This is a genomic window from Pseudomonas sp. MLB6B (genome assembly GCF_054508135.1).
Genome location: NZ_CP199313.1, coordinates 82,901 through 100,582, shown reverse-complemented (window position 1 = coordinate 100,582; position 17,682 = coordinate 82,901). Strand labels below are relative to the sequence as shown.

The following is a 17,682-nucleotide window of genomic DNA, read 5'->3' as shown; positions in this document are numbered from 1 at the left end:
CAATGCAGCGTCTGAGCCCAAGGTCGCCACTAATCCATCGAATCCGAGATCGCACTCGACCGTCTGAGCGCCACCAATCCATTTGATAAAAGCTGTATGTCAAAACGTTTCGGTGGCCTTCCGAACCTGAACTAACCTCCCCACAGCGCAATCCTTCTCTATGCGCAGTCAGCACCCGCCAGATGGACCGGTTCCTTCGCACCGGCCGTCGTCCCCCTCGGATCGCCGAACGATAAGGAACCGCCGTGACCACGACCACCTACCCCGACTACCGATGCCGACCCGGCCCGCTGCATTCGATCCTCCTGGGCGGCAGCGTGCCGCTGTTCCTGGGCGCCTTGCTCAGCGACATCGCCTACAACAACACCTTCCAGATCCAGTGGGCCAACTTCGCCTCCTGGCTGATCGCCGGCGGCCTGTTGTTCGCGGGCCTGGCGCTGCTGTTCGCGCTGGGCAACCTGATCCGCGCCGAGCACAAGGGCGGCCGCCCGGTGCTGTACTTCATCCTGCTGCTGGTCACCTGGGTCCTGGGCCTGGTCAACGCCTTCGAGCACGCCAAGGACGCCTACGCCGTGATGCCGTCGGGCCTGATCCTGTCGGCCATCGTCGCCGTGTTGATCCTGATCACCGCCTGGCTGGGCTTGAGCAATCTGCGCAGCGACCTGCGCACGGGAGACGCCCGATGAAAACCTTAGGCGCATTGACCACCCTCAGCGTGGCGCTGCTGCTCAGCGCCTGCGGCGGCGAAGCCGACAGCACTTTGGCCCGCGGCCCCGACCCGAAACTGCCGGAGCCGCAACGCGGCCTGCTGCCGAGCATGAAGATCGCCGAACCCGAAGCCTGGGGCGAGCAGAAACCCACGGTGCCGGATGGCTTCAGCATCACCGCCATCGCCACCGACCTGAAGATTCCGCGCCAGACTCTGGTGCTGCCCAACGGCGACATCCTGGTGGCCGAAGGCCGTGGCGGCAACGCTGCCAAGCTCAAGCCCAAGGACGTGATCGCCGGCTACATCAAGGCCAAGGGCAACACCCAGGTCAAAGGCGGCAACCGCCTGACCCTGCTGCGCGACGCCGACGGCGACGGCACCTACGAGACCAAGACGGTCTTCGCCGAAAACCTCAACGCCCCTTACGGCCTGGCCTTCTTCGACGGCAACCTGTACGTCGCCAACCAGGATGCCGTGGTGCGCTTCGCCTACCAGGACGGCCAGACCCAGGCCAGCGGCGCGCCGACCAAGCTGGTCGACCTGCCTTCGGCGATCAACCACCACTGGACCAAGTCCATGACCATCAGCCCCGACGGTCGCTACCTGTACGTTGGCATCGGCTCGAACAGCAACATCGGCGAGCGCGGCATGGAAGTGGAAATCGACCGCGCGATGATCTGGCAGATCGACGCCGCGACCGGCATGCACAAGCCTTATGCCACCGGCGTGCGCAACCCTACGGCGCTGACCATCCAGCCCGAGACCGGCCAGCTGTGGGCCGTGGCCAACGAGCGCGACGAGCTGGGCCCGGACCTGGTACCCGACTACCTGACCTCGATCCAGGAAGGCAAATTCTACGGCTGGCCGTACGCCTACTGGGGCCAGAACGCCGACAAGCGCGTGCAGCCGTTCAAGCAGGAGATGGTCGATATCGCCACCAAGCCGGACTACAGCCTGGGCTCGCACGTCGCGGCATTGGGTGTGGACTTCTCCATTCCCGAGATGGGCACGCAGTTCGCCAACGGCGCCTTCGTGGGTGAGCACGGCAGTTGGAACCGCGACAACCCGGTGGGCTACAAGGTGATCTTCGTGCCGTTCGCCGATGGGCGGCCGTCGGGCGAGCCGGTGGACTTCGCCACTGGGTTCCGCGGTGAAGACGGCAAGACCCGTGGTCGGCCGGTGGGCGTGACGGTGGACCCGAAAGGGGCGCTGATCATTGCCGACGACCTGGCCAACACCGTATGGCGCGTGACGCGCAACCAGTGAGTTGAAAGACAAGTCCCGGAGCGGGTTGGCCGCTCCGGGATTTTTTTGCGCGCAGGAAAGGTGTCCGGCGTGCAGGGCCGATGCGATGTCGATGCTTTGCTCAGACGGCGGTCACTGTTCTTCCAGTGCTGGTCGGCACGCCTTGTCGGGCATGAGGCTCAACCATTCGTTCGAATCCCTCCGTGCAGGCCACCAGTCCATCGGACTGAACGCCCCTTCGTTCGCACGGTTCTCAAATGGAACATCCAGTGAGTTTTGCAGGGGTTCGAGATGACGATCACCATCAACAGCTACACCACCGTGAAGAAACGCGAGCGCGTGCCGCACGACATCTTCGCCCACTATTGGCGCGACGTGCACGGGCCGCTGTGTTCGCGCTTGCCGGGGTTGGGCCTGTACATCCAGCATCATTTCTCGCGCAATCAGGATGCGCATCTGTGGCCGCTGGCTGACGGTGTGCACGAGATTACGGATTACGAGCTCGATGGCGGCGTGGAGATCGGCTTCAAGTCCGCCGACCAGCAGGCGCGTTTCAAAGAGGCCAGCCCGTTGCTGTTTTCGGACGAGCAAAACATGTTCGAAGAGACGCTGGCCTACGACCTGCCGCAAGGCTCGATCATGGGAAAGAATCTGTTGGCGGACGAGCGGCTCAACGGGCTTGACCATGCCGACCGGATCCACGTGCATCTGAGCCCGCGCCAGGGGTTGGAGGATTTGCAGGCGTACGTGCGCGACCAACTGGCGCCGGTATTGGCATCTGACGCCTCGGTACTGAAAGTGCAACTGCACCTGTGCGCACCTTTCGAGAACGACGGCAACCACCCGCCCGCGCCGGATGTGGCGCACACGGCAACGCAGGAGCGGATGGAGCTGATGGTCATGGAAGTGGCGTTTGGCAACCCGGTGGCGCGGCGGCGGTTCTTCGAAAGCGAGGCGTTCAAGAACACCTTGGCGGATCAGGCTCGGCATATACGGTCGCTGAAAGCGTTTGCCGTGAGTGGCGTGTACAAGTACGTGGTCGATGGCGAAATGACCACGGCCGGGCTGCGCGGGAGCCGGGCGGCGGAGTTGATCGAGTATCTGGGGGCGGTCAATCAGCTAGAGAGTAAGGTGGAGGCGGTGTTCAAGAATCTTGCGGCTGCGCGGTAAATCGGTTTATGCAGAACAGGCTCGGCGTATTTCTTCCAGAGATGAGACGGGCCTGATCGCCAAAAAAATCTAGATAGACAAGTGTTCCGGGAATCTCGGACTGCCTTTTGTGGGCCTCGATGCTGCTTCCAAGTGAGTCCTCACATGAGCGGGTATCCGGGAGTTTTGCGAGCGGCGGGGCTTAAGAAGTAGAAGACTCGAATACTTCCCAGTTGCTCCGAGTGGCAGCAACCAAAGCATCCCAGTCATCGGGAGGGTTACCTCGGCCAAGCATTTTCTCGAACACGGCATAGGGATCGGATTTGCTGCCTGCCGACCTGAGGGTGTTTTCGTCATTGACCCATGCGTAGACAATCACTCTGGATTTCGAGTCGTAGCGAAAGAACAGCCGGAACCGCCTGCCGATCTTTGCCCGCCGCCAATGGCGATAGGCTGCTCCCAGTGTGTTGCCCTGGCGGAAATCGTCGCGTGCCGGATCCTCGGGCACTACATTCAGAATCAATTGGCTAAGGGCTCGAAACAGTTTGACGTTGGCATTGCTTTCGAAGCTTTGCGGGTCATTTTTTTCGGCCCTTGCGGCAGCTTCTTGCAACTTGCGCAACTGTGCGACCACACCTTCATGGAACAACAGCGTCCAGCCGTGTCGCTGCATCAAAGCGCAACCTCACCGTCTATCTCGTCATCCAGATTTACACCGCAGCCTGCGTTGGAGAGCATGCTGTACGCCAGATCCTCCGGTAAAGCTGAGAGGTTACGCCCGCTGCGCATATCAGCCTCTAGCAAACCCAGAAATGCACCTATGGCGGGGTCTTCGTGAATAGTTTCCACACGGCTGACCACCACCTCACCGTCGCGTATATCGAATGCGATCTTGCCACCGGTATCGAGGCCCAGTAGCTGGCGAACGGATTTGGGAAGGGTGATTTGGCCTTTTGATGTCAAAGTGGCGATTTCATAGATGGCAGGCATGAGCATTCTCCTGGATATGCTCGGTAGATGGTAAGGAAATATCCTTACGCTATCAATCCCTCATCTTCCTGATGAGCACAGGCCAATGGCGGTGGAGGGCAGTAGTGCCCCAGAATCGGTGCATCACTCCCTGGGCATCGTCATTGGCTGATGGCAGGATGCTGCACTTAGCTTTTGAAACCGCTAGCCTTGGTCGCGGTAAGCACGACCGCAGCGATGCGTTCGGCGCAGGCGTAGGTTTCGGATTCCAGCTCTTCCCCGAACACATCCGGATCGACCTCGCGATACGACCAAGTGAACCCAGGCTTGTCGACCAGAGGCTGGGCGCTTTCCAGGAACAGGTCGGTGCCGTCCACCCAAGGGGTGCCCGTGTAAAGAAGAAGGGTGCCACCCGGCGTCAAACGCTCCAGCGCCTGCTCGACGATACGCACGGCCAATTCCGACCCCAGGCGATCGCCGCCATGGCGGTAGGCCCGCTTTTGCGTGTCCTGCATGTACGGCGGGTTGGCGACGATCAGGTCGAACTGGCCTGAAGCCCCGTTCAACAGGTCGCTGTAGCGAGGCGAAACGTTTTCGGTCTGCGCCAAGGCCGCATTGACGGCCGTGAAGCGCAGCGCAGTCGGGTTGATGTCCAGCGCCTGTACCTGGGCTTCGGGTCTGGCATGGGCGATCACGATGGCGCCCGCGCCGCTGCCTGAACCAATGTCCGCCGCAGTGCGTACGGGGTGTGTCGAAGTACGTAGGTGCGCTTCGATGGCCTGGGCGAAGCGGTAGGTGTCCGGGCCAAAGAAGACCGAATCGCGCGCAGTGGTGGGGAAGCCCGAGTGAACAAAGAGCAGCTCGCCCAGGCTCGAATAGCGCACGGTGCTGATCCAGTGTCCTTCCTGAGCGCGTATGCCCCCACTTTTCCGTAATGCTTCAGCTTCCACGCCAGGCAGCACGTGCGCTTCGAACGGACGGTTCCAGCCGAAGACGTCCCGCACGTTATGCGCCTCGCGGTTCTGCGCCCTTTCGTTATTGCGCTGGTGGGTCAGCGGCGTGACGGTCATGAACCGGTAGTTTTCCGCCAGCAACGTGCGGCCCATCTGTAGCAAGGCCAGATCATGGGCCCGCTCTTCAGGCGCAGCAGCCTCATCCATAGCTGCCTGGGTATCGAGTGAACTCATACCGCCAACGATCCTTCCGCAAGTTTACGAACATACACGCGAGTGGCACTCAACCCCTCGGGCGTCGCGTGGTGTGCGGGCGACAACAGGTCGATCAGCGCGTCCGTCGCCACCGTAGTGCGGGACGACGCAGCCGTGGAGGCCGCATCGGCCGACAGGCGACGGCGGAACTGCGCACGGAAGGGGTTCTGCCGTCTGGCCGCGTGCTCGTCGAGCCAATCCCCGGCGATCCAGTCGCGCAACAGCTGCATTTCATAGCCGTTGAACACCCCGAACATCGGCGCGCCCGGCCCGTCCATCAATTGCCAGAAGCGGCTGTCGGCCGGGTCCTGGTCGTGTTTGATCCAGCCTTTGTTCTCCAACACCGTGAGGAATTCGCGGCAGCGTCCCGGTTCCGACAGCCACTCGTTGACCGTGCGCCCGTCGAGACGGCAGTAGTCGGAGTGAAGGTGCTGGCCGAAGGTACGCTTGCGTTCCAGCATGGCGACCACTTCCTGTTCCAGATCGAAGCCGGAGATCACGGCCTTGGTGCCTTTGCCCAGTTCGTTGAGCAGGTATCCAGCGCGCATTCTGGCGATGAAGTCCTCACGGGTGTCGTCCGTGGGCAACAGGTCCAGCACGGTGTCCACCGCCTTGCGGGCGTGGCCGGTGCTGGCGTTGTCGATGGTGACGTGGAGGGTGAAGTAATAAGGGTCGATGCCCAGCTCGTTCAGCTCGAACGAAGAGATGAGCAGGTGCAGCGGCAGTTGTTCATAGCCCAGGTTATAGCCCAGCAGTTCGGGCAGGTATTCGTCGCCCAGGTGACCGAGCGCCAGCTGGATAGCGCCTTGCACGTACAGCGCCTCTTCGAGGAGTTCGGTCGGCGCGCAGTCGTGGTCGGCCAGCAACTTGCGGTAGAGCACGACATGGTTCAGGCCGGGGTCGCCGTCGCCCAGCTCTTCCAGGTAAGTGCGGATCAAGTTGTGGTAGCGCCAGTCGCCGGCGTGGGACAGCGAGTTGTACAGCCAGGCGCCGTCGACCAGTTTGGTCGGGGCCACGTGCTGGAGGAAATACAGGGCATGGGCCTTGCTGCCGAAGTATTGGCGACCCTCGCCGGCATGCCGGCCCTTGAGGTACTCACGGTAGGCACAGGCGACAGCGTTGCCGTTTTCTTCGATCCAGGTCGGCAGGTCGTCGAGGTTTTCGGGCAGGCCTTCGACTTCGTCGCCGAGTTGTTTGGCTTGCGCCAGTTGGGCGTCGAGGAATCCGCGCACCGGGGTCAGGTCGGTGTCGTGCGGGTGGCGTAATAAGGCGTGGTAAACCGAAACGGGGGTACAGGCTTCCGGCGGCGTGGTGGCAGTCAGGCGTGGGGCGAGATTTCGCAGGGAAGTCATACGGGGCCTACACGGTTTTATGGTTTCTAAGTGGGAGGTAGGCGTGGCGGGATAAATTCCATGGGATTCGGGGTGGGCTGACGGGTGGCGGCAGGCCTCGAAAGCCCCAAGACAACGACGTCTTTAGTCTCCAGAACACCGGTGCCTTTGGTTTCGCTCAGGCGAAATCCGGACGGGTGTGGACACGCTGAGCACACAGTCGTCCGCTGGTCATGAATCGGACGGAAGGCACATAGGTTGTCTAAAGTTGTTACAAACAGAGCTGATAACCCTTTTGTCATCTCCACCCGCTACACCGTTCAAGGATCGAACTCATGGCTCAGCGTCAATCCAGCCGCATTACCTCTTCCGGTGTTCCGCGTCTCAATGGGTTCGCATTCATCCCGGTCGTGCCGGCCGTGGTCTGGATACTCGTGCAGTCGACCTCGACGGCCAACCTGCTGGCCTGCGCGGTACTGGTGGCAATCGGCCTGGGCGCTTGTGCCTTGAGCGCCGCCTCGCAGCGCACCGCAGTGCAACGCGCGGTCGCGCAGGCACAGGCGGACCAGGCGAATGCGCATGCGCGGAACGGCATGGCCGCCCGGACACAGCTCGACGAGGTCCTGCTCGGCGCCATGCCCATCTGGGCCAAGCAAGTGGAAAGCTCGCGCCATCAGACCGAAGAAGCCATCGTCAGCCTGGCGGATCGCTTCACCGGGATCGCCACCCGCTTGCAGGAAACCGTACAAGCGTCGCAGCACGCGGCCGGCGAACTGGACGGGCAGGCCGCCGACGGCGCCCTCGAAGCGCTGGCGCGCAGCGACGGCGAGTTGAGCCAGGTGATCGATTCGCTCAAGGCCACGCAGACCAGCCGCGACCAGACCCTGGCCCAGGTGCGCAGCCTGACCGCCTACACCGGCGAACTGCGGACCATGGCCGCCGATGTGGCGGCGATTGCCGCACAGACCAACCTGCTGGCCCTCAACGCGGCCATCGAAGCGGCGCGTGCCGGCGAGGCCGGTCGCGGCTTCGCGGTGGTGGCCGACGCGGTGCGCAGCCTGTCGAGCAAGTCCAGCGAAACCGGCCAGCAGATGTCGGCCAAGGTCGACATCATCAACAACGCCATCACCCAACTGGTGCAGGCCGCCTCCAGCAGCGCCGACCAGGACAGCCATTCGGTGAGCGAGTCCGAACAGACCATTCAAGTGGTGCTCGCCCGCTTCCAGAACATCACCGGGCGTTTGGCGGATTCCGCCGACCTGCTCAAGCAGGAAAGCCACGGCATCCGCGACGAGATGACCGAGGTGCTGGTCAACCTGCAGTTCCAGGACCGGGTCAGCCAGATCCTCAGCCACGTGCGCGACAACATGCACGCCCTGCACGAGCACCTCGTGCAGGCCAACCAAGCCCCCGACCAGCCGCTGGCCATCGACGCCCGGCAATGGCTGGCACGCATGGAAACCACCTACGCCACCGAGGAGCAACGGCGCCTCCACCATGGCGAGGCGGCGGTGCAACCCAATTCCCAAGACATCACTTTCTTCTAGGAGCCCAACATGGCGAAGAATGTATTAGTGGTCGACGACTCCAGCAGCGTACGGCAGGTGGTCGGCATCGCGCTGAAAAGCGCCGGTTACGACGTGATCGAGGCCAGCGACGGCAAGGACGCCCTGAACAAGCTGACCGGGCAGAAGGTGCACCTGATCATCAGCGACGTGAACATGCCGAACATGGACGGCATCACCTTCGTCAAGGAGGTCAAGAAGCTGGCCAGCTACAAGTTCACGCCGATCATCATGCTGACCACCGAGTCCCAGGCTTCGAAGAAGGCCGAAGGCCAGGCCGCGGGCGCCAAAGCCTGGGTGGTCAAGCCGTTCCAGCCGGCGCAGATGCTGGCGGCGGTCTCGAAACTGATCCTGCCCTGACACCCGGCGCCAGGGAGGCCGACATGCCGCTCACCCTCGAAACCCTCGACGGCACCACCCAGGTGGGCGTCGACGGCGAACTCACGATCTACACCGTCGCCGAACTGGCGGGCGCGCTTTTGCCGCAGATCGGCGCAGCGCCGCGCCTGGCGCTGGACCTGTCCCAGGTCACGGAAATGGACGGTGCCGGCTTGCAGTGGCTGGCCGTCGTCCAGCGCGAAGCCGGCCTCGCCGGCAGCGCCTTGCAGGTGACCGGCCAGAGCCAGGCGGTCACGCAGGCGCTCCAACTGTGTCGCAGCGCCGCGCTGTAACCGGCGCTGCTCCGTTCATCGCTCGACAAGGAAGGTCCAGGTGGGCATCAATCTCGATCAGGCATTGCAGACCTTCATCGTCGAGGCGCGCGAACTGTTGCAGGCCATGGAGCAATCCCTGCTGCAACTGGAAAGCGACCCCGACGACCAGGATGCCCTCGGCGCGATTTTCCGCGCCGCGCACACCATCAAGGGGTCCGCCGGGCTGTTCGGCCTTACCTCGATCGTGGGCTTCACGCACATCGTCGAAGACGTGCTCGACCGCCTGCGCGAAGGCAGCGTGGCGGTGGACGCGGCCTTGATCGCGCTGCTGCTCAAGTGCGGCGACCACATGCTCGAACTGATCGACGTGGTCGCCAGCCGCGGCGAAGCGCCGAGCCCGGCCGCACTGACCTGCGACGAAGCCCTGCGCGAGGCGCTGAGCGCCTACCAGACGTTGCGTACCCCTACTGCCGACGCCGTTCCTGCGGTGCTGGCCGAAGACGCGCCGACCGCCGTGCTCTGGCACATTTCCCTGCGTTTCGGCGTAGACGTGTTCCGCAATGGCATGGACCCGCTGTCGTTCCTGCGCTACCTCGAAACCCTGGGGCAGATGGTGCAGGTCACCACCTTGACCGACAGCATCCCCGCCCTGGAACACTGGGACCCGGAAAGCTGCTACCTGGGCTTCGAGATCGACCTGCGCTCGACGGCCAGCCAGGCCACGCTCGACGAAGTGTTCGACTTCGTGCGCGACGACTGCGAGGTGCATATCCATGCGGTCGACGAAACGCCCGACGACAGCATGGCCACCGGTAGTGACCTGATCGTCGCACACGCCGAGCAAGATTCGCCGTCCACCCCGGCAGCCCAGCGCCTGCCGGCCAACACCGAGGCGAAAACCCGCGACGGCAGCTACGTACGGGTCAACGCCGACAAGCTCGACGCGTTGATCAACCTGGTCGGCGAACTGGTGATCGCGAGCGCCGGCGCGAGCCTGCTGGCGCGCGCCTGCGACAACGACCCGCTGCAGGAAGCCACCTCGACAGTGTCGGGGCTGGTGGAGGACATCCTCGACGGCGCCCTGCACCTGCGCATGATCCCCATCGGCGACACCTTCAACCGCTTCCGCCGCGTGGTGCGCGACGTCAGCCAGGAGCTGGGCAAGGACATCGAACTGATCATCGACGGTGCGGACACCGAGCTGGACAAGACCGTGGTGGAGAAGATCGGCGACCCGCTGATGCACCTGCTGCGCAACGCCATGGACCACGGCATCGAAAGCGCCGAGGCGCGGCGTGCGGCGGGCAAGCCGAGCAAGGGCCACCTGAGCCTCAACGCCTACCACGACTCCGGCAGCATCGTCATCGAGATCGCCGACGACGGCGCCGGCCTCAACCGCGAGCGCATCCTGGCCAAGGCTCAGGAGCGTGGGCTGGTGGCGAGCGGGGCGGTGCTCACCGACCAGGAGGTCTACAACCTGATCTTCGAAGCGGGATTCTCCACCGCCGAGGCCGTCACCAACCTGTCCGGGCGCGGCGTAGGCATGGACGTGGTCAAGCGCAACATCACCCTGTTGCGCGGCACCGTCGATCTCGACAGCCGCCCCGGCCAGGGCACGTTGGTGCGCATCCGTCTGCCGCTGACCCTGGCGATCATCAATGGCTTCCTGGTCGGCATCGACCAGTCCACCTACGTGATTCCGCTGGACATGGTCCAGGAATGCATCGAACTGGACGACCGCCAGCGCCAGTCCGGTCGCGACCAGGGCTACCTGGACCTGCGCGGCGAGGTGCTGCCCCTGGTGGACCTGCGCGACCACTTCGACCACGAAGGCCCGCCCGCGCGCCGGCAGAACGTGGTGGTGGTGCGCTATGCCGAGCACAAGGCCGGGCTGGTGGTCGACGACCTGCACGGCGAGTTCCAGACCGTGATCAAGCCCCTGGGCAAGCTGTTCGGCGCCCTGCGCGGCATCAGCGGCTCGACCATCCTCGGCAGCGGGGCGGTGGCCCTGATCCTGGACGTGCCGGCACTGCTCAACCAACTCGTACAACTGGAAGCCCGCACGGCCCAGGCGCCTCAGTCGCCGACGCCTTCCGCCCGCTGACGTCTTTGCAACTCCATGGAGGTACCCCGATGAAATGGTTCTACGATCTCAAGATTTCCACCAAGCTGATCAGCTCGTTTCTGGTGGTCCTGGCACTGACCGGGGCCATGGGCACCTTCGCCATCCTGCAGCTCGGCGCCGTCAACCATGCCGCCCAGGAGATCAAGAGCAACTGGATGCCCTCCATGCGGGCAGCGGCAGGCATGCGCTTTTTCGCCGCCACTTACCGGTTGAAGGAAAACCGCCACCTCAGCACCGAGATCGCCGAAGAAAAGACCCAGGCCGAACGCGAAGCCGAAGAAGCGCGCGAGCAGTTCGAAACCCGCATGCAGACCTACGAGCCGCTGGTGGCCAGTGACGAAGATCGGCAACTGCTGCTCAGCGTGAGAAGCGCCTGGGACGCCTACCTCGAGAGCAGCAAGCAGGTGCTGGCGCTGTCCCGTCAGAACCAGGAAGTGCAGGCGCGCAGCTTGCTCCGGGGCGAATCCAAAGGGCATTTCGACGAGGTGACGGCACGCTTGCAGAAAATGGTCGAGCTCAACGATGCCGGCGCGAGTGCCGCGGGTGACAAGGGCTCGGCGCTGTACGAGCGCGCCCGCGTGTCGATCATCGCGGTGCTGGTCCTGGCATTGCTGATCGGCCTGGGCCTGGCGCTGTTCATCGCACGGATCATTTCCCGCCCTCTGCGCCAAGCCGCGAGCGCCGCCGAGCACCTGGCCGAAGGCAACCTCAACGCGCACATCGAGCCGGGTGGCAAGGACGAGACCGGCATGGTGCTCAACGCCATGCGCAACATGGTCGGCAAGCTGGCGCACATCATCGGCGAAGTGCGCAACGCCGCCGACAACCTCGCCAGTGCCTCCGAGCAGGTCAGCGCCACTGCGCAATCGATGAGCCAGGCCACCAGCGAGCAGGCCGCCAGCGTCGAGGAAACCAGCGCGTCGGTGGAGCAGATGAGCGCCAGCATCAACCAGAACACCGAAAACGCCAAGGTCACCGACGGCATGGCCAGCAAAGCCGCCAAGGAAGCCACCGAGGGCGGCGAGTCGGTGCAGCAGACGGTAGTGGCGATGAAAAAGATCGCTCAGCGCATCGGCATCATCGACGACATCGCCTACCAGACCAACCTGCTCGCGCTCAACGCCGCCATCGAGGCTGCGCGGGCCGGCGAGCACGGCAAGGGCTTCGCCGTGGTGGCCGCCGAAGTGCGCAAGCTGGCCGAACGCAGCCAGGTGGCCGCCCAGGAGATCGGCGAGCTGTCGTCGAGCAGCGTGGACATGGCCGAGAAGGCCGGCAGCCTGCTCGACGAAATGGTGCCGTCGATCAACAAGACCTCCGACCTGGTGCAGGAGATCAGCGCCGCGTCCGAAGAGCAGGCCGCCGGGGTCGCGCAGATCAACACGGCGATGACCCAGCTCAACCAGGTGACCCAGCAGAACGCTTCCAGCAGCGAGGAATTGGCGGCCACCGCCGAAGAGATGAGCAGCCAGGCCGAGCAACTGCAACAGGCCATGAGCTTCTTCGTGCTCGATTCGGCGCCCAAGCCCGCGCTTCAGGGCAGTGGCGTGGACAGCCCCGGCAGCACGCCCAACCGCCAACCGCCACGCAGCAAACCCACGCCTGCGCGCAAGGCGTTCGCCTACAACATGGCCAGTGCGCCGGACGAGTCGGATTTCACCCGCTTCTGATCCCACGATCGAGGCGGGCCTACCAGGGAGAGCAGCGACATGGGCGCAGTAACGACGACGCGGCAGCGCGCAGTGGCGGTCGACGAGGACGGGCAGTACCTGACCTTCATGCTGGGCGGCGAAATGTTCGCCATCGGCATTCTGGGCATCAAGGAAATCATCGAATACGGCAGCCTGACCGTGGTGCCGATGATGCCCGCGTTCGTGCGCGGGGTGATCAACCTGCGCGGCGCCGTGGTGCCGGTGGTGGACCTGTCGGCGCGCTTCGGTCGCGCCCACTCGGCGATCACCCGGCGCTCCTGCGTGATCATCCTCGAAGCCAGCAGCGAAGACGGCCAGCCGCAGGACATCGGCCTGCTGGTCGATACGGTGTCTGCCGTGCAGGAGATTCCGGCCACGCAGATCGAGCCGCCACCGAGCTTCGGTGCGCGCATCCGTGCCGACTTCATCAGCGGCATGGCCAAGGTCGACGGCAAGTTCGTGATCGTGCTGGCGGCGGACAAGGTGCTGTCCATCGACGAGATGGCCAGCATCGCCGAGGCCGGCCAGGCGCCGGCCCCCGACCTCGACCCGCGCTGAGGCCCGACCATGCCCAACACCGTTGCCATCGACGACCGCGAGTTCGGCCAGTTCCAGAGCTGGCTGTACCGCGCGGCCGGCATCAACCTGTCGCCGGCCAAGAAGGCCCTGGTGGCTGGGCGCCTGTTCAAGCGCCTCAAGCACTACGAGCTGCACAGCTATGGCGAGTACTTCAAGCTGATCATGCACGACCAGCGCAAGGGCGAACTGCAAGTCGCGCTGGATCTGCTGACCACCAACGAAACCTATTTCTTCCGCGAGCCCAAGCACTTCGACTTCCTGCGCCAGCAGGTGCTGCCCCAGGCCGCGCCGGGCCGCACGTTCCGCGTGTGGAGCGCGGCCAGCTCCACCGGCGAGGAGCCCTACAGCCTGGCCATGACCCTGGCCGAAGGCCTGGGCACCACGCCCTGGGAAGTGGTCGGCTCGGACATCAGCTCCCAAGTGCTGGCCAAGGCGCGCACCGGGCACTACTCGATGGAGCGCATCGAGACCTTGCCCAAGCCGCTGCTGGTCAAGTACTGCCTCAAGGGCATCGGTCGCCAGGCCGGCACCGTGCTGGTCGACAAGGCCTTGCGCAACCGCGTCAATTTCGTTCAGGTCAACCTCAACGAAGCGCTGCCGGCGCTGGGCGAGTTCGAGGTGATCTTCCTGCGCAACGTGATGATCTACTTCGACCAGCCGACCAAGTGCCAGGTGGTCGCGCGCCTGTTGCCGCTGCTCAAGCAAGGCGGTTACCTGATCATCAGCCACTCGGAAAGCCTGCATGGGGTCAACGACACCCTGAAGCTGGTGGCCCCCTCGATCTACCGCAAACCATGAAAAAGCCCATCGGCGCCACCGAAGTGGTCCTGGCCCCCGGCCAAGTCAGTTTCGCCACACGGCCGACGCGCCTGCGCACCTTGCTCGGCTCCTGCGTGGCGATCACCTTCTGGCACCCGCAGCGGCGGATCGGCGGCATGTGCCACTTCATGCTGCCGGGCCGCCCGCGCAAGCAGCAGCCCCTCGATGGCCGCTATGCCGACGAAGCCCTGGAGCTGTTGCTGCGCCACGCGCAAGCCAATGGCACCCAGGCCCAGGATTATCAGGTCAAGCTGTTCGGCGGCGGCGAGATGTTCCCCGAACTGCGCCGCCGCCTGCCGACGCAGGACGTGGCCGGCCTGAACATCCGCGCGGCGCTGGCCCTGACCGAGCGCCACCACCTGCACCTGACGGCCCAGGACATGGGCAGCACCGGCCATCGCACGATCCTGTTCGACCTGTGGAACGGCAACGTCTGGGTCCGGCACCAACCAATGGGAACCCTTCAAGAACATGCCTAGCAAAAAAATCAGTGTGCTGCTGGTCGACGATTCCGCCGTGGTGCGCCAAGTGTTGCAGGCGATTCTCGGCGACACGCCGGACATCCACGTCATGGGCGCGGCGTCCGACCCGCTGTTCGCCATGGACAAGCTGGCGCGGGAATGGCCGGATGTGATCGTGCTCGATGTGGAGATGCCGCGCATGGATGGCATCACCTTTCTGAAGAAGATCATGAGCGAGCGGCCGACGCCGGTGATCATCTGTTCGTCGTTGACGCAGAAGGGGGCGGAGACCTCCTTGCAGGCGTTGTCGGCGGGGGCGGTGGAGATCATCACCAAGCCTTCCACTGGGTTGAAGGGGTTTCTGATCGAATCGGCGGCCGAGTTGGTGGCGGCGGTGCGGGCTGCTGCTAATGCCAATGTCAGGAATCTGGGGAAGCGGAGTGCGAGCCCTGTACCGGCGCCGGCCACCAAGCTGAGTGCGGATGCGATTCTGCCTGCGGGCACCGGCCAGGCCATGGCCCAGACCACCGAGCGTATCGTCGCCATCGGCACCTCCACCGGCGGCACCCAGGCGCTGGAAGCGGTGCTGACGGCGCTGCCGCGGGTGTGCCCGGGGATGGTGATCGTGCAGCACATGCCGGAGAAGTTCACGGCTTCGTTTGCTGAGCGGCTCAATAGCGTTTGCCAGATCGAGGTGCGTGAGGCGCGTAACAATGATCGGATTTTGCCAGGGCTGGCGTTGATTGCGCCTGGGGGGAAGCATTTGATGGTGACGCGCAGTGGGGCGTATTACCACGCGCAGGTGATCGATGGGCCGTTGGTGAATCGGCATCGGCCTTCGGTGGATGTGTTGTTTCGGTCGGTGGCGCGGTTTGCGGGAAGGAATGCGACGGGGATCATCATGACGGGGATGGGGGACGATGGGGCGCGGGGGTTGAAGGAGATGCTTGAGGCGGGGGCGGCGACCGTCGCCCAGGACGAAGCCAGTTGCGTGGTGTTTGGGATGCCTAAGGAGGCTATTAAGCTGAACGCGGCGCAGCGGATCATGGCGTTGGGGGAGATTCATCAGGCGATTTTGTATAAGTGAATTTAGGGCGCACAACCCGGATCCGTCTTGGTCTTACGCTGACGGGAGCCAAAAAACCTCGGAGGGCAGATTTTACGGCTGTTAAGGCGATTATCTGATCTCATGGGGTGACGTACCGAGGCTAACCTCGGATAATCGCTACCACAGAATGCTTCTGAGATGTGACAGCCTTTATGAGTACTAAAGTCCACAGTCTGCTAGCTCAGCTGGATAATATGACCCCTTCCCAACTCCGAAGGTTGCTAGTAGAGCAACTCACCCAAAAGAAATTGGGTTTGAATTGGGAGTCGAACGCAATTGAGCGCGATGAGGCCTTGAATGCGAACATCGTGCTGCCGCGACTGGTTTTAGAAAATTCTCATTCACTGGATAGTGTAGGTGCTGAAGGTAACCTGATTATAGAGGGTGATAACTTTGACTCCTTGCGCTTACTTCGCGCCACTCATCGAGGAAAAATACGCGTTATCTACATTGATCCGCCCTATAATACTGGCAATAAAGACTGGGTATATAATGACCGTTTCGTTGGTGCCAATGACCGGTATCGACATTCCCAATGGCTTGAGTTTCTCTACCGAAGATTGACGCTCGCACGCGATCTACTGACTCCTGATGGGGTGATTCTAGTATCAATAAATGATGAAAATCGCTCACGCCTCGAATTACTTATGGAGCAGATTTTTCCTGGGCGCAGGCTCGGTAGCTTGGTGTGGCGCACTAAAGATACAGGTAATGACTTATCGCAACGCTTCAGCCACGTTCATGAGCATATTTTGGTATATGCAAACTCAGGGTTTCGATTTAATGGTCGAAAGACCGACCGATCTAAATTCCGAAACACTGATGGCGACGAGCGTGGAGATTGGTCGCCACAGCCAATGACCTCTAATAAAAGCCTTCATGAGCGTGCTAATACTTATTACCCAATTCAAAATCCAGACACTGGCTATTGGTATCCTTGTGATCCCAACAGTGTTTGGCGATTTGCGTCCGAAAATGAAATTAGGAAGCGCTATCCCAATGACGAGGCAGCTGTGCAGTCAGCACTTGACTCGCTTCGCAGCGATACTATCGAAGTTCTGATCTCTAAACGTCATATCTATTTCCCGCCATGTGCTGAGAAAGATGTGCTGTTTTATCGGGATAAGGATGCACTTTTAAAGGCCATTCGCGAAGGTAAAGGTCCAATTCTCCCGAAGAAGAAAACTGCGCTCTTGCGAGAGGACCTCCCTGATTTGGAGTTTTGGGTTGGAAAGCCTATTGCACCTGGGCGGCCTTCGCGTAAAGAGTTCTGGGATGCAAAACCGGAGGAAGACCGAATTGCTCCGTTGAGCAGTTGGGTTGGGGGTGTCAACGAAGCCCTCGACCCTCTGCTAGACGATGATGATCTGATGGAGCCGTTGACTCTGCGTAGCCCAAGAGGTGGTATAGCTACCGATGAGATAAAAACTTGGTTGGGGGCGAAGGTCTTTCAGCACCCGAAACCGGTTGAACTGATAAAAAACCTGCTCTCGCAAGCGACTAGGCCGGGTGACATAGTGCTCGATTTTTTTGCCGGTTCTGGCACAACGGCGCAAGCTGTTTTGACGCTCAATGTTGAAGACGGGGGCGCGCGCCGTTTCATCTTGTGTTCAAGCACTGAAGCCACCTTGAAAGAACCATATAAAAACCTATGCCGGGATGTTTGTGCAAAGCGCTTAAGAAGAGTAATCACCGGGTTTGGCAAACAGAGCGCCTTATCGGGGGGGTTCGCTTATCTTCAGTTGGACAAAATGGACAGAGCAGATGTGCCGTTCGAAGGCAGGCCCGCACATGCTGCCCAGCTCCTGTCCTTACGCTATTGCCAAAAAGCATCCATTGGGACGCTTGAAGACTCCATCCTGCAGTTGGCATTTGATGGCGAGCTAGCGGTACTGCTTGCTACGCGGGTTGATAATGAAGTCCTGAAAAGGCTGACTGAATGGCCTGCTCGTCGGCTTGCTGTGTACTCAAGTCGTCCTGACAGTGTGGCTGATCACCTAGCTAGACACGGAAAATCAGCCAATAGCTACAGTCTGCTGGACGCACTACTTCGCGGACAGACTACCTAAAGAG

Annotated in this window: 17 protein-coding genes; 13 read left to right on the top strand and 4 right to left on the bottom strand. The window is 62.3% G+C overall.

What is annotated here, in order from left to right; translation table 11 throughout:
- The first annotated feature begins 245 nt into the window (after nt 1-245).
- The 3 genes from ACSMEV_RS00450 to ACSMEV_RS00440 all read left to right on the top strand — a co-directional run bounded on the left by ACSMEV_RS00450 (nt 246) and on the right by ACSMEV_RS00440 (nt 3,124).
- Nucleotides 246-686, top strand: coding sequence for a DUF2231 domain-containing protein (locus tag ACSMEV_RS00450; RefSeq protein ID WP_459206810.1), 441 nt, complete (start codon nt 246-248; stop codon nt 684-686).
- Nucleotides 683-1,975, top strand: a complete 1,293-nt coding sequence (locus ACSMEV_RS00445; RefSeq protein ID WP_459206809.1) for a PQQ-dependent sugar dehydrogenase — start codon at nt 683-685, stop codon at nt 1,973-1,975. The genes ACSMEV_RS00450 and ACSMEV_RS00445 overlap by 4 nt, the downstream gene beginning before the upstream one ends.
- 270 nt (nt 1,976-2,245) lie before the next feature.
- Nucleotides 2,246-3,124, top strand: a complete 879-nt coding sequence (locus ACSMEV_RS00440) for a hypothetical protein (protein ID WP_459206808.1) — start codon at nt 2,246-2,248, stop codon at nt 3,122-3,124.
- Nucleotides 3,125-3,305: 181 nt separating this feature from the next.
- On the opposite strand, the gene ACSMEV_RS00435 is transcribed toward ACSMEV_RS00440, so the two are convergent.
- From ACSMEV_RS00435 to ACSMEV_RS00420, 4 genes are all read right to left on the bottom strand, one after another.
- Nucleotides 3,306-3,776 carry a type II toxin-antitoxin system YhaV family toxin gene (locus ACSMEV_RS00435; protein WP_459206807.1) on the bottom strand — a complete coding sequence of 157 codons (471 nt, stop codon included), beginning with the start codon at nt 3,774-3,776 and terminating at the stop codon, nt 3,306-3,308.
- Nucleotides 3,776-4,093 carry a type II toxin-antitoxin system PrlF family antitoxin gene (locus ACSMEV_RS00430; RefSeq protein WP_459206806.1) on the bottom strand — a complete coding sequence of 106 codons (318 nt, stop codon included), beginning with the start codon at nt 4,091-4,093 and terminating at the stop codon, nt 3,776-3,778. The genes ACSMEV_RS00435 and ACSMEV_RS00430 overlap by 1 nt, the downstream gene beginning before the upstream one ends.
- Nucleotides 4,094-4,260: 167 nt before the next feature.
- A complete protein-coding gene (locus ACSMEV_RS00425) occupies nt 4,261-5,232 on the bottom strand; it encodes a methyltransferase (RefSeq protein ID WP_459208269.1) in 972 nt (323 codons plus the stop codon).
- Nucleotides 5,233-5,255: 23 nt separating this feature from the next.
- Nucleotides 5,256-6,632, bottom strand: coding sequence for an iron-containing redox enzyme family protein (locus ACSMEV_RS00420; RefSeq protein WP_459206805.1), 1,377 nt, complete (start codon nt 6,630-6,632; stop codon nt 5,256-5,258).
- Nucleotides 6,633-6,946: 314 nt separating this feature from the next.
- On the opposite strand from ACSMEV_RS00420, the gene ACSMEV_RS00415 reads away from it, so the two are divergent.
- The 10 genes from ACSMEV_RS00415 (at nt 6,947) to ACSMEV_RS00370 (ending at nt 17,678) form a co-directional block, all read left to right on the top strand.
- Entirely contained in the window at nt 6,947-8,158 is a 1,212-nt protein-coding gene (locus ACSMEV_RS00415) for a methyl-accepting chemotaxis protein (protein WP_459206804.1), read from the top strand.
- Between the two features lie 9 nt (nt 8,159-8,167).
- Entirely contained in the window at nt 8,168-8,536 is a 369-nt protein-coding gene (locus ACSMEV_RS00410; RefSeq protein ID WP_296265905.1) for a response regulator, read from the top strand.
- Between the two features lie 23 nt (nt 8,537-8,559).
- A complete protein-coding gene (locus ACSMEV_RS00405) occupies nt 8,560-8,847 on the top strand; it encodes an STAS domain-containing protein (protein WP_459206803.1) in 288 nt (95 codons plus the stop codon).
- A gap of 40 nt (nt 8,848-8,887) precedes the next feature.
- Nucleotides 8,888-10,933: a chemotaxis protein CheA gene (locus ACSMEV_RS00400; RefSeq protein WP_459206802.1), complete on the top strand. Its 2,046-nt coding sequence runs from the start codon at nt 8,888-8,890 to the stop codon at nt 10,931-10,933.
- 29 nt (nt 10,934-10,962) lie between these two features.
- A complete protein-coding gene (locus ACSMEV_RS00395) occupies nt 10,963-12,621 on the top strand; it encodes a methyl-accepting chemotaxis protein (protein WP_459206801.1) in 1,659 nt (552 codons plus the stop codon).
- A 39-nt stretch (nt 12,622-12,660) separates the two neighbouring features.
- A complete protein-coding gene (locus ACSMEV_RS00390; protein WP_459206800.1) occupies nt 12,661-13,200 on the top strand; it encodes a chemotaxis protein CheW in 540 nt (179 codons plus the stop codon).
- 9 nt (nt 13,201-13,209) lie between these two features.
- Nucleotides 13,210-14,019 (top strand): CheR family methyltransferase, encoded by an 810-nt coding sequence (locus ACSMEV_RS00385; RefSeq protein WP_459206799.1) that lies wholly within the window; start codon nt 13,210-13,212, stop codon nt 14,017-14,019.
- Nucleotides 14,016-14,519 (top strand): chemoreceptor glutamine deamidase CheD, encoded by a 504-nt coding sequence (gene cheD, locus ACSMEV_RS00380; protein ID WP_459206798.1) that lies wholly within the window; start codon nt 14,016-14,018, stop codon nt 14,517-14,519. The genes ACSMEV_RS00385 and cheD overlap by 4 nt, the downstream gene beginning before the upstream one ends.
- Nucleotides 14,512-15,588 (top strand): protein-glutamate methylesterase/protein-glutamine glutaminase, encoded by a 1,077-nt coding sequence (locus tag ACSMEV_RS00375; protein ID WP_459206797.1) that lies wholly within the window; start codon nt 14,512-14,514, stop codon nt 15,586-15,588. The genes cheD and ACSMEV_RS00375 overlap by 8 nt, the downstream gene beginning before the upstream one ends.
- 215 nt (nt 15,589-15,803) lie before the next feature.
- Nucleotides 15,804-17,678 carry a site-specific DNA-methyltransferase gene (locus ACSMEV_RS00370; protein WP_459206796.1) on the top strand — a complete coding sequence of 625 codons (1,875 nt, stop codon included), beginning with the start codon at nt 15,804-15,806 and terminating at the stop codon, nt 17,676-17,678.
- Nucleotides 17,679-17,682 lie beyond the last annotated feature (4 nt).

Bases quoted from the DNA above. Each gene is read 5' to 3' on its own strand.
- ACSMEV_RS00445 (WP_459206809.1), top strand. From the start codon at position 683: ATGAAAACCTTAGGCGCATTGACCACCCTCAGCGTGGCGCTGCTGCTC.
- ACSMEV_RS00440 (WP_459206808.1), top strand. From the start codon at position 2,246: ATGACGATCACCATCAACAGCTACACCACCGTGAAGAAACGCGAGCGC.
- ACSMEV_RS00435 (WP_459206807.1), bottom strand. From the start codon at position 3,776: ATGCAGCGACACGGCTGGACGCTGTTGTTCCATGAAGGTGTGGTCGCA.
- ACSMEV_RS00430 (WP_459206806.1), bottom strand. From the start codon at position 4,093: ATGCCTGCCATCTATGAAATCGCCACTTTGACATCAAAAGGCCAAATC.
- ACSMEV_RS00425 (WP_459208269.1), bottom strand. From the start codon at position 5,232: ATGGATGAGGCTGCTGCGCCTGAAGAGCGGGCCCATGATCTGGCCTTG.
- ACSMEV_RS00420 (WP_459206805.1), bottom strand. From the start codon at position 6,632: ATGACTTCCCTGCGAAATCTCGCCCCACGCCTGACTGCCACCACGCCG.
- ACSMEV_RS00415 (WP_459206804.1), top strand. From the start codon at position 6,947: ATGGCTCAGCGTCAATCCAGCCGCATTACCTCTTCCGGTGTTCCGCGT.
- ACSMEV_RS00410 (WP_296265905.1), top strand. From the start codon at position 8,168: ATGGCGAAGAATGTATTAGTGGTCGACGACTCCAGCAGCGTACGGCAG.
- ACSMEV_RS00405 (WP_459206803.1), top strand. From the start codon at position 8,560: ATGCCGCTCACCCTCGAAACCCTCGACGGCACCACCCAGGTGGGCGTC.
- ACSMEV_RS00395 (WP_459206801.1), top strand. From the start codon at position 10,963: ATGAAATGGTTCTACGATCTCAAGATTTCCACCAAGCTGATCAGCTCG.
- ACSMEV_RS00390 (WP_459206800.1), top strand. From the start codon at position 12,661: ATGGGCGCAGTAACGACGACGCGGCAGCGCGCAGTGGCGGTCGACGAG.
- ACSMEV_RS00385 (WP_459206799.1), top strand. From the start codon at position 13,210: ATGCCCAACACCGTTGCCATCGACGACCGCGAGTTCGGCCAGTTCCAG.
- cheD (WP_459206798.1), top strand. From the start codon at position 14,016: ATGAAAAAGCCCATCGGCGCCACCGAAGTGGTCCTGGCCCCCGGCCAA.
- ACSMEV_RS00375 (WP_459206797.1), top strand. From the start codon at position 14,512: ATGCCTAGCAAAAAAATCAGTGTGCTGCTGGTCGACGATTCCGCCGTG.
- ACSMEV_RS00370 (WP_459206796.1), top strand. From the start codon at position 15,804: ATGACCCCTTCCCAACTCCGAAGGTTGCTAGTAGAGCAACTCACCCAA.